Source organism: Clostridium sp. CCUG 7971 (assembly GCF_017590215.1).
Lineage (GTDB): Bacteria > Bacillota > Clostridia > Peptostreptococcales > Peptostreptococcaceae > Faecalimicrobium.
In genome coordinates this window covers 1-11,431 of the sequence record NZ_JAFFPK010000178.1, presented here as the reverse complement: position 1 = coordinate 11,431, position 11,431 = coordinate 1, and the positions used below count along the sequence as shown (strand labels likewise).

General features: G+C 28.7%; 9 protein-coding genes, 1 pseudogene and 1 riboswitch. Of the genes and pseudogenes, 8 read left to right on the top strand and 2 right to left on the bottom strand.

Annotation, left to right across the window (positions count from 1 at the left end; translation table 11 throughout):
* Positions 1–27: 27 nt before the first annotated feature.
* A complete protein-coding gene (gene fdxA, locus JWF52_RS17935) occupies positions 28–198 on the bottom strand; it encodes a 4Fe-4S ferredoxin (RefSeq protein WP_208334850.1) in 171 nt (56 codons plus the stop codon).
* Between the two features lie 203 nt (positions 199–401).
* Between fdxA and JWF52_RS17930 the strand changes: the two genes are divergently transcribed.
* Positions 402–1,328: a transglycosylase domain-containing protein gene (locus JWF52_RS17930; protein ID WP_208334849.1), complete on the top strand. Its 927-nt coding sequence runs from the start codon at positions 402–404 to the stop codon at positions 1,326–1,328.
* 15 nt (positions 1,329–1,343) lie between these two features.
* On the top strand, positions 1,344–1,763 hold the full coding sequence (locus JWF52_RS17925; protein WP_208334848.1) for a DUF3785 family protein: 420 nt from the start codon (positions 1,344–1,346) through the stop codon (positions 1,761–1,763).
* Positions 1,764–1,820: 57 nt separating this feature from the next.
* Here JWF52_RS17925 and JWF52_RS17920 read toward each other — a convergent pair whose 3' ends face one another.
* Entirely contained in the window at positions 1,821–2,465 is a 645-nt protein-coding gene (locus JWF52_RS17920) for an SIMPL domain-containing protein (RefSeq protein ID WP_208334847.1), read from the bottom strand.
* Positions 2,466–2,808: 343 nt separating this feature from the next.
* Here JWF52_RS17920 and JWF52_RS17915 point away from each other — a divergent pair, with 343 nt between their 5' ends.
* The 6 genes and pseudogenes from JWF52_RS17915 (at position 2,809) to JWF52_RS17890 (ending at position 11,413) form a co-directional block, all read left to right on the top strand.
* Positions 2,809–4,641 carry a sigma 54-interacting transcriptional regulator gene (locus JWF52_RS17915; RefSeq protein ID WP_286184263.1) on the top strand — a complete coding sequence of 611 codons (1,833 nt, stop codon included), beginning with the start codon at positions 2,809–2,811 and terminating at the stop codon, positions 4,639–4,641.
* A gap of 258 nt (positions 4,642–4,899) precedes the next feature.
* Positions 4,900–6,165, top strand: a complete 1,266-nt coding sequence (locus tag JWF52_RS17910) for a pyridoxal phosphate-dependent aminotransferase (protein ID WP_208334846.1) — start codon at positions 4,900–4,902, stop codon at positions 6,163–6,165.
* A gap of 52 nt (positions 6,166–6,217) precedes the next feature.
* Positions 6,218–8,017, top strand: a complete 1,800-nt coding sequence (iorA, locus tag JWF52_RS17905) for an indolepyruvate ferredoxin oxidoreductase subunit alpha (protein WP_208334845.1) — start codon at positions 6,218–6,220, stop codon at positions 8,015–8,017.
* A 1-nt stretch (position 8,018) separates the two neighbouring features.
* Positions 8,019–8,611 (top strand): annotated as a pseudogene (locus JWF52_RS17900) (indolepyruvate oxidoreductase subunit beta).
* A gap of 96 nt (positions 8,612–8,707) precedes the next feature.
* A complete protein-coding gene (gene buk / locus JWF52_RS17895; protein ID WP_208334844.1) occupies positions 8,708–9,793 on the top strand; it encodes a butyrate kinase in 1,086 nt (361 codons plus the stop codon).
* Positions 9,794–9,904: 111 nt separating this feature from the next.
* Positions 9,905–10,009: riboswitch (SAM riboswitch) on the top strand.
* A 78-nt stretch (positions 10,010–10,087) separates the two neighbouring features.
* Positions 10,088–11,413, top strand: coding sequence for a Na+/H+ antiporter NhaC family protein (locus JWF52_RS17890; RefSeq protein WP_208334843.1), 1,326 nt, complete (start codon positions 10,088–10,090; stop codon positions 11,411–11,413).
* Positions 11,414–11,431: the final 18 nt, after the last annotated feature.

The window sequence follows — 11,431 nt, the reverse complement described above, 5'->3', positions numbered from 1 at the left end:
AGCTTAAGCTTTTCTTTTTTTATGTATTTAATCTGGTTGAGGAGCGTCGACAGGACAAACACTATTACAAGCTCCACATTCTATACATATTTCAGGGTCTATAACAAATTTATCATCTCCATCGGAAATACAATCAACAGGACATTCAGGTTCACAAGCACCGCAGCTTATACAAGTATCCGTTATAAAGTAAGCCATATTATATACCTCCTTTTACAATTTACAATATATGATACCCAAAAAAAGTAAATTTACTACATAAATAAAAATATGATTTTAATTTATACTATAAAACAAAATTATATTTTTTATCCTAAATTAGAACTTAATCTTACAATTTTGTTCTTTGATTTATTTAATATAACAAGGTATAATTAATTTTATAGAATGAGGAGGATAAAATGAGTTATTACGACAATAATGAAAATAAAATAAGAAGAAGAAAAATAAGTTCTAGTGAGAATATTACAAGAAACTTACAAGACAATAGATCTTATGAAAAAAATAGTAAAGCAAATAATTCGAGTATTAAGAGAAATAAAATAGATAGAGAGAGAGCACACTCAAGTTCTAGAGCTAGTAAAGCTAAAAGAAATAAAAAGAAAGCTAACAAAAGAAAAGTCGGAAAAATATTAAAAAGAATGTTAGTGATTATGCTAATACCACTAGTTATATTATCTTTAGCAGGATCGGCATTTGTAATGTCATCATTAAAAGGATCACAACCTGTAACTAAAGAATTATTAGAATCAAAATATATTAGTAGTAAAGTAGTAAGCACTGATGAAATACCGAAACACTTAAAAAATGCAATTATATCTATAGAAGATGAACGTTTTTATAATCACAAGGGAGTAGATCCAATATCTTTAGTAAGATCTATGTTACATAATATTTTAACAGATACTACTCAAGGTGGTAGTACTATAGAAATGCAAATATCAAAGAACTTAATAACTAATGAGGACAAAACAATAAAAAGAAAATTAAGAGATATGTATAATGCAATTTCTATGGACAAAAATATGACTAAAGATGAAATATTAGGAGTATATTTAAATAATATATATTTAGGCAAGTCATCTTATGGAGTTGGAAAAGGTGCACAAGTTTATTTTGGTAAAAATGTCAGTGAACTTACTTTAGCCCAGTGTGCGATGATTGCGGGAATAACTAACAATCCAGCAAGATATGTAGAACATAGAGAAGCTAAAAAAAGACAAGAAACTATACTGTATAAAATGAATGAACTGGGATATATAACGGATGGAGAATATAAGGAAGCTTTAAGAGAAAGTGTACCTTTTATATCAGAAATAGGAAAATAAATAATGAGGTGTGAAATGAGTTTATATAAATTTACTTATGAAGATGAAGAATATGTGTTAAATCAAGATAATTGTAGCGGATTAATAAATGATGATGAAAAGCCTGCAAAAGGAATTACATCATCTAAGATACTAGAAATATTAAATAATTCACAAGATGTAGAATTTGATATTGAATACTATCAAGAAGCATGTCCAGAATGCTTAGCTGGAGTAAAAGAAAAGCAAAAATTCTTTGGATTTTTAGAGTACCATTTCTATATATTTACTAAAAAAGATGAATATGTAATTAGTGATATAAGTGAGGACTACAAAGGACTATCATTTAATAAGCTTTGTAAGCAAAAAAAAGCTGATAATAGTTATATAGTTAGTATAATAGTTTGTGAAAAATGTAAAGATTATATAATACAAATAGAAAACTGTATAGTATAAAAATCTACTAGAAATAGTAGACTTTTTTATACTATACTATACTATACTATATAAGATTTAGAAAGGAAACGTTGTAAATACAGCTTTAATTTCAGCTGTAACTTTAACTAATCCTGGAGCTAGATCTTGAAAATTACTAGATGTTGAATATGTAGTTGGATATAGTGAAGAACTAACTTCGGTTATTTTAGAAGGAGCAGGGTTAAATTTTAGAGAAAAATTTTTAGCTAATAAAGATGCTTTATTAATAGCATCTTGGCTAGCTTTTTTTAACGCTTTGCTATAATAATAAGATGGATTTGAAAGCATAAAATCTACATTTATATCATCATTAGCTCCGTTTTCTATTACTAATTCATATACATCTTTTAGTTTTGAAATATCAGTAATTAATATACTAATTAACTGTGAAACCCTGTAAGAAATTAATACATTATTAGTATAATCATAATTTCTAGTTACAGATATATCTTCAGTATGAATATTTTCTTTAGGTATTCCATAGTCATATAAACTAGTGAGCAAAATATTAACTATTCTACTATTTTGTTCTTGTGCTTCTTCTAAACTTTTACTTTCTGTAGTCACTCTAGCATTTAATTTAGCTGTATCAGCATTCACTTCAATATAGCCTTTTCCATTTACAGATAAAGATCCTTTATTTGTAGGCATGCATATATTACTATTATTTCTAAATTGCATTGTGATACCTCCTTAAAACCTAGTACATTACATATGAATTATATTCAAAGCTGTATATAAATATGAATTTTATATTAAAGTTGATTTATTCAACAAGTAATAAAGTTATGATATAATACAGAATATTACTATGAGTGAAGGTATATAGTTTATACTATTAAAAATCCAGATAGATTATATAAAGGAAAATATTTAGAAATAAATATATATTAAAACAGGGGAGAGAATAGATAGTGCAAAAGAGAATAGGTATAATAGCATCTAATTTAGAACTGAAAGATAGAATTGAAAAATTATATTATAAAGATGTTAAAGAGAAAAAATAATAATAGATATTATAGATATGGATCTATTAGAAAAGCAAGGTAAAATGTTAGTTGATAAAGGTGCCCAAGTTATAATTGGAAGAGGCGGAGGATATAAACTAATCTTAGACACTGTTAATGTACCTGTAATACCTTTAAATATGAAAATAATAGATTTATTAAAGGCTATAAAAGAAGCAAGTTCATATTCAAAGAAAGTTGTATTAATATTAGGATATGATGAAGTTGACTTTGACTATAATAAATGGAGAGAGATAATAGACGTAGATATATCTGAAGAATGGTTTAAATCTAAGTATGAAATAAGGAATAAAGTAATCAAATATATAGATGAGAAAGATGATGTAGTTATTGTTGGAAGTGGGATTGCATGTTCTTTTGCGAAACAGTACAACATGGATAATGTATTTATAGACGCAAGTGATGATTCTATAAAGGAGGCTATAGAATATTCTAAAAACTTACTTGAAACAGTTGAAAAGGAAAAATTTGATAACGAGATTTTAAGAAATATACTAGATGGAGTAAAGGATGGAATAATAGCAATAGATAATAATGGAAATATATTATTATATAATGATACTGCTATGAAAATAATGAAAGCCGATAAAAAAGATGTATCTAATAGATACATATTAGACGTATTTCCTGACATGGAATGGTTGTTAGAATGTTTACATACTAAGAAAGATAGTAAGAGGAAAATAAGGCATATATATAATTCAGTAGTAAACACTGATGCAAAACTAATAAAAGTAGATAGTCATATTTATGGAGCAATTGGAATAATTCAAGATATAACTAAATTACAAAGCTTGGAAAGAAAAATAAGAGCTGATTTAAATAAAAAAGGACTTTATGCTAGATATACATTTTCTGACTTTATGTTTAAAGATAAAGTTACAAGTGAATTTATTGAAGAAGCTAAAAGAATTGGAAGGACTGATTATACAACACTGCTTTATGGTGAAAGTGGAGCTGGAAAAGAAATATTAGCTCAAAGTATGCACAATATAAGTAAAAGAAAAGATAAGACATTTGTTGCAATAAATTGTGCAACTATATCAGAAAGCCTTTTAGAAAGTGAATTATTTGGATATGAAGAAGGTGCTTTTACAGGAGCTAAAAAAGGAGGTAAGCCTGGATTGTTTGAATTAGCTCATGAAGGGACACTATTTTTAGATGAAATTAATAGCTTACCACTTAATTTTCAAACTAAATTATTAAGGGTTATAGAAGAAAGGCAAATAATGAGAATAGGATCAGATCATATTATACCTTTAGATATTAGAATAATAGCAGCCACAAATGAGTTTTTAACTGAGAAAATAAAAAATAATTCATTTAGAGCTGACTTATTTTATAGATTAAGTAGCTTAGAAATAAATATCCCACCTCTTAGAGAGAGAAAAGAAGATATAGTACCATTATTTGAATACTTTGTAGATGAAATACTAAAAAATAGAAACATTGATGATTTAGATAAAGTAGTAAAAAATTCTAAGTTGAATAAAGAAGATATAGACAAACTAAAAGCTTATAATTGGCCAGGAAATGTTAGAGAACTTAAAAACATAGCTCAAAAGTATGTTGTAACAGGTAAAATAAAATTAGACGATACTATAAATGAATTTGATTATATTAGTGTAGATAGAGATTATAAAGATGAATATAAAAATACTGAACTTGACTATGCTAATATAAGTATAAATATGAAAGAAATAAATAATTTCGTGGAACAAAAAATTATAGACATGCTATTAAACCAAGGTTTAAATAAAACGGAAGTATCGCAAATACTTGGAATAAGCAGAACTGCATTATGGAAAAAATGTAATAAAAATATATAGTTTATTAATGTTAACAAATATTAACTAGTGTTAATAAAAATTAATATGTATAAATTAGTTAAAATATAAATGAATTAATACATAAATAATATTAAAAAAAACATATAAATAATAATGTTAAATCAGGTAATATACCTGATTTTTTTATGCCGAACAAAAATTATATTTAATATAGTAAAGACTTTATTTAACATAATTAAATTGGCATATAAGTTGCTTTTAAATGAAATTACAAAATATTATTAGGGGGTATTGATTATGACTCAGAGTATGGTGGCAAAACATTCTATGTGGCCAAGGAAAAAAGATATAATATTTAATTTATCAGAAAGGGCTCAAAAGGCAGAAAGAGCTATAGGAAAAGATAATGTTATAAATGCAACTATAGGAGCTCTTATGGACGATGAAGGTAAGTTAATAACAATGGAAACTGTATACAATGAGTACAAATCATTAGAAAATAAAGATATTTCAGCATATGCTGCATTAGAAGGACAACCAGATTACCTTGAAGCAGTTAAAAAAATATGTTTTAAAGGATACTTACCTGAAGGATATGTAAAAGCTGTAGCATCTCCAGGAGGAAGTGGTGCTATAAAGTTAGCAACTTGGAACTATACTAATGAAGGTGATGAAGTATTAACATCTGATTGGTTCTGGAGTCCATATGTAAGCATAACAGAGGAAATAGGAAGAAAAGTTGCTACATATAAACTATTTGACGAAAATAATAATTTCAACTTTAATTCATTTAAAGAAGAATTTTTAAGAATATCATCTAAACAGGAAAGAATATTTACTATATTAAATACACCAGCGCACAATCCGACTGGATATAGTGTATCAGATGATGAATGGGATAAAATTTTAAATCTATCAAAAGAAGTAGCAAAAGATAAAGATAAGAAGATAATATTATTTGTAGATATTGCATATATAGATTTTGCAAAAGATGATGATGGAAGTAGAAAATTTTTCTCTAAATTTTCTAATCTTCCAGAAAATGTACTTGTAATAGTAGGATTTAGTATGTCAAAAGGATTTACAGCTTATGGAATGAGAATGGGTGCAGCGATATGTATAACGTCTTGTGAAAATGTAGCAGAAGAGTTTTACTATGCATGCGTTCATTCTTGTAGGGCAAACTGGTCAAACTGTAATAGGGGAGCTATGACTCTACTATCTAATATAGTCAAAGACCAACAAAAGCTAAAAACATATACAAAAGAAAAAAATACTCATAAAGAAATGTTAAATAAAAGAGCAGAAATATTTGTTAAAGAAGCTAAAAAGGTAGGACTTCCAATACTTCCATATAGAGATGGCTTCTTTATAAGTATACCATGTGATAATCCTATGGAAGTTTCAGAAGAATTAACAAAAGATAATGTCTATGCTGTACCATTAAAAATGGGTATTAGATTTGCAATTTGTGCAGTATCAGAAGAAAAATGCAAAATAGCACCAAGTATTATAAAAAATGCACTTGAATATGTAGAAAGTCAAAAATCATTAAATATATAGGGACATAGTAAATAGATTATAAATTAATAATTATTTATGGGGGATTTTAACTATGAAACAATTAATGACAGGTAATGAAGCTATTGCTCGTGGAGCATATGAAGCTGGTGTTAAATATGCATGTGCTTATCCAGGTACTCCAAGTACTGAAATATTAGAAAATGTAGCATTATATAAAGATGACATAGTTGCTGAGTGGGCACCTAATGAGAAAGTAGCATTAGAAGCCGCTATAGGGGGGTCTCTAGCAGGTGCTAGAACTATGGCTTCTATGAAACATGTAGGGATAAATGTTGCAGCAGATCCACTATTTACTTTTGCATATACAGGAGTAAATGGTGGTATGGTTTTAATTTCAGCAGATGAACCAGGAATGCACTCATCACAAAATGAACAAGATAATAGAAATTATGCTAAATTCGCTAAGATAGCGCTTTTAGAGCCTTCAACTAGTCAAGAAGCTAAAGAAATGTTTAAAGAAGCATTTGATATAAGTGAAAAATTCGACACACCAGTTTTATACAGATTAACGACAAGGCTATGTCATTCAAAAGGAATAGTAGAATGTTTTGATAGAAAAGAAGTAGGAATAAAAGACTATATCAAGAACCCTCAGAAAAATCTTACTGTACCAGCACATGCTAGAGTAAGAAGAGTTGCAGTAGAAGAAAGATTAAAAGAATTAGAAGAATTTTCGAATAGCACACCTTTAAATTATTACGAAATAAACGATACTAAAATTGGAATAGTTGCATCTGGTATGTGTTATACATATGCACAAGAAGTATTTGGTAAAGATGCATCATATATGAAGTTAGGATTTACTAACCCAATTCCAATTGAAAAAATAAAAGAATTCTCATCTAAGGTAGACAAAATCTATGTAATAGAAGAAAATGATCCATTTATAGAAGAGCAAATGAAAGCAAACGGTATAGAATGTTTTGGAAAAGATATATTACCTGTGTACGGAGAAATGACACCAGATGTAATTAGAAAAGCTATATACGGCAAAACAAATCCTACTATAGATTTCAATGAAGAATTAGTTGTACCAAGACCTCCAGGATTATGTGCAGGATGTCCTCATAGAGGTTTCTTCTATGAATTAGGTAAAAGAAAGAATGTAATGGTAACAGGTGATATAGGTTGTTATACTCTTGGATTTGCGCCACCATATAATGCTATGGACACGGTAATTTGTATGGGTGCAAGTTTAAGTACTGGTCACGGAGCTCAAAGAGTATTTAATATGAAACAAGACAATAATATGAAAGTTGTTGGAGTTTTAGGAGATTCTACATTCTTCCATACAGGAGTAAACTCACTTTTAGACATTGCTTATAATAAAGGAAATTGTGTATCTGTAATACTAGACAATAGAATAACAGGTATGACAGGACATCAACAAAACCCTGGAACAGGATATACTTTACAGGGCGAAACGACTAATGAAGTAAATATAGAAGAGTTAGTCAGAGCTTGTGGAATAAAAAATGTTAGAAATATAGATCCAAACAATTTAGAAGAAGTAAATGAAACTCTTGATTGGGCATTTAATTTAGAAGAACCATCAGTAATTATAACTAGATGGCCGTGTGTTCTTAAAAAATTCTCTAAAGAAGATTTAGAAGAATTTAATAATCCTTTTACAAGTAAATGCATTGTAGACCATGATGATTGTATAGGATGCAAAATCTGTATGAAGACAGGATGTCCAGCTATATCATTTACAAAAGAAACTAAGAAAGTAAATATAGATCCAAATCAATGTGTAGGATGTGGGGTTTGCTCACAAGTTTGTCCAAAAGAGGCTATATCTAATAATTCTGTGTCTAAGGGGGTAATGTAGTATGACTAAGAGTATTCTTTTAGTAGGAGTAGGAGGGCAAGGTACTATACTTGCTAGTAAATTATTAACTACAGGACTTATGGAAGCTGGATATGATGTAAAAATGAGTGAGATACATGGAATGAGCCAAAGGGGAGGCTCGGTATCATCACAAGTTAGATACGGGGAAAAAGTCTATTCCCCAGTTATAGAAGTAGGTGGAGCTGATATTTTAGTATCATTGAAAAGATGGAAACACTAAGATGGATAAAATTCTTAAAACCAGAAGGTAAAATTATTTACAATAACTATAGAATGGACTCTATACCAGTATTAACAGGTAAAGCAGAATACCTTGAAAGTAAAATAGATGAAGAACTAGAAAGATTAAATGCTATTTGTCTAAGCGCAGCAGATAAAGCTTTAGAACTTGGAAATGCTAAAATAATGAACGTTATATTATTAGGAAGTTTAGTTAAATCTATGAAATTAGAATATATTAATTGGGAAAAGATAATAAAAGATAACGTAAAAGAAAAATTTGTAGAGATAAATATAAAAGCTTTAAAAGAAGGTATGAGTTTAATTCCTAGTGAAGCTATTCAAACAAATTAGTATAAATAAAAGTTAGAGCATTAAATTAAGCTATTACAAGTATAGATATACAGTAATAGCTTAATTTATAGAAAATAAAATAAAAAGGGGATATTTATGATCTATAGAATACTAGCTGTAAATCCAGGGTCTACATCTACTAAAATAGCAGTTTATGATAATGATAAGATAGTATTAGTAAAAGGAATCAATCATCCTGCTTGTGAAATATCAAAATATAATAATATACAAGATCAATTTGAAATGAGAAAAGATGAGGTACTAAAAGTTCTTAAAGAAAACAATATAGATATAAATACATTGAATGCAGTTGTTGGAAGAGGGGGATTACTTCCACCAGTTAAATCAGGGGCATATTTAGTGAATGATCAAATGATAGATAGATTAGTAAATAGACCTATAATTGAACATGCATCAAATCTAGGGGCTATTATATCTTATGAAATAGCAAAACAGCTTAAAATAAATGCATACATATATGATTCTGTAGCAGTAGATGAACTTGATGACATAGCTAGACTATCTGGAATTTGTGGAATGGATAGAGATTGCTTAAGTCATGCACTGAATTCTAGGGCTATGGCTATGAAACATTGTAAAAATAATAATAAAAATTACAAAGATTTAAATTTAATAGTAGCTCACTTAGGCGGAGGTATAACGGTTAGTATACACAAAAAAGGTAAAATGGTAGATATTGTATCAGATGATGAAGGATCATTTTCACCAGAAAGAGCTGGAAGAGTGCCTTGTAAAAAAATCATAGATAGATGTTTTTCAGGAGAATACTCACATAGAGAAATGCTAAAAATGATAAGAGGAAATGGTGGTATAGTATCGTATTTAGGAACAGTTGATGTTAGAGATGTAGAAAAAATGATAAATGAAGGTAATGAAAAGGCAAAACTTGTTCACAAAGCAATGGCATATCAGGTTTCTAAAAGTATAGGTGAATTAGCAACGGTTGTAGAGGGAAAAGTTGATGCAATAGTTATTACAGGTGGAATTGCTTATTCAAATATGATAACTTCTATGATTAAAAAAAGAGTAGATTTTATAGCACCAGTAGATATTATTCCAGGAGAAAATGAACTTGAATCTTTATCTCTAGGAATTTTAAGAGTATTATTAGGAGAAGAAGATGCTAGAGTATATGAAGAAAATGAGCTAGCTAAAGCATAAAACTAGTATTAAAAAAATTATAAAAAAATAATTATTAAAAAAATCAAAAATACTTGAAATATTTAGACAATTATAGTATTATAAAAAAATAGCAAGAGAAAAAGTGAATACTCCTTATCAAGAGCGGTGGAGGGGCTGGCCCTTTGAAACCCGGCAACCAGTATATTTAATATACATTGGTGCTAAATCCTGCAGCTAATAGCTGAAAGATGAGTAAATAATTGCTTATTATAGCCTGAGTTTATTCTCAGGCTTTTTTATATATTAATTAAAATATAAGAGGAGGCGACATGTATGGAAAAAGAAATAAAAAAGGGTAATGCATTGGCATTATTACCATTAGGAGTATTTTTATTATTATTTTTAGGAACAGGAATTATAACAGGTGATTTTTATAAAATGCCAGTATTAGTTGCATTTATTATATCGGCTGGTGTTGCATTAATGTTAAATAAAAAAGAATCATTTTCCACAAAAATAGATGTGTTTTGTAAAGGGGCAGGAAAGCCTGATATTATATTAATGTGTATGATTTTCTTACTAGCAGGAACATTTGGAAGTGTTTCAAAGGCCATGGGTGGAGTAGATTCTACTGTAAACTTAAGTTTATCAATATTACCACCAAATCTTATAGTAGTAGGATTATTTGTTATAGGTTGTTTTATATCTGTTTCAATGGGAACATCAATGGGAACAATAGCTGCAATAGCACCAGTAGGAATAGGTATAGCAGAAAAGACTGGAATACCTATGGCTTTAGTGATAGGAGCCGTAATAGGTGGAGCTATGTTTGGAGATAACCTATCTATGATATCTGATACAACTATAACTGCAGTTAGAACTCAGGGATGTGAGCTTAAAGATAAGTTTAAAGTTAACTTTTTAATAGTTTTACCAGCAGCAATAATAACAGCAATAATACTTGGAATAAATACATCAGGATATGACGTAGTGTTATCTGAAAATTATAGCTATGAAATAATAAAGGTGGTTCCATATATAATGGTATTAGCAGGAGCACTATTTGGAATGAATGTATTTGCATTACTTCCAATGGGAATATTTGTATCAGCAATAATAGGAATATCAACAAATTCATTTGATGTATTTGGATTTATAGATTCTGCATCACAGGGTATGTCAGGAATGTATGAATTATGTATGATGTCTATAGTAATAGGTGGAATTGTTGAACTTATAAAGTTTAATGGTGGAATAGATTTTGTACTACATTTTATAACAAGTAGAATAAAAAATAAAAAAGGCGCTGAATTTGGAATAGCAGCTCTTGTAGCTTTAGTTGACCTATGTACAGCGAATAATACTATAGCAATAGTTATGGCAGGGCCATTAGCTAAAGATATAGCACAAGAATTTGACATAGATCCAAGAAGATCAGCAAGTATATTAGATATTTTCTCTTCTTGTTGTCAAGGAATGATTCCATATGGAGCTCAAATATTAACAGCTGCAGGATTAGCGGCAATATCTCCAGTTGAGATTTTAAGATATTTACATTATCCAATTCTGATGGGGTTATTTGGAATATTAGCTATAGCTTTTGGATTCCCTAAATTATCAGATATTAAGGAAAAAAGAAAAGAAGGTAAAATAGCATAAATAAAAAATAGTACTGAA

Bases quoted from the DNA above. Each gene is read 5' to 3' on its own strand.
- JWF52_RS17920 (WP_208334847.1), bottom strand. From the start codon at position 2,465: ATGCAATTTAGAAATAATAGTAATATATGCATGCCTACAAATAAAGGA.
- JWF52_RS17890 (WP_208334843.1), top strand. From the start codon at position 10,088: ATGGAAAAAGAAATAAAAAAGGGTAATGCATTGGCATTATTACCATTA.
- JWF52_RS17930 (WP_208334849.1), top strand. From the start codon at position 402: ATGAGTTATTACGACAATAATGAAAATAAAATAAGAAGAAGAAAAATA.
- iorA (WP_208334845.1), top strand. From the start codon at position 6,218: ATGAAACAATTAATGACAGGTAATGAAGCTATTGCTCGTGGAGCATAT.
- JWF52_RS17915 (WP_286184263.1), top strand. From the start codon at position 2,809: ATGGATCTATTAGAAAAGCAAGGTAAAATGTTAGTTGATAAAGGTGCC.
- JWF52_RS17910 (WP_208334846.1), top strand. From the start codon at position 4,900: ATGACTCAGAGTATGGTGGCAAAACATTCTATGTGGCCAAGGAAAAAA.
- fdxA (WP_208334850.1), bottom strand. From the start codon at position 198: ATGGCTTACTTTATAACGGATACTTGTATAAGCTGCGGTGCTTGTGAA.
- JWF52_RS17925 (WP_208334848.1), top strand. From the start codon at position 1,344: ATGAGTTTATATAAATTTACTTATGAAGATGAAGAATATGTGTTAAAT.
- buk (WP_208334844.1), top strand. From the start codon at position 8,708: ATGATCTATAGAATACTAGCTGTAAATCCAGGGTCTACATCTACTAAA.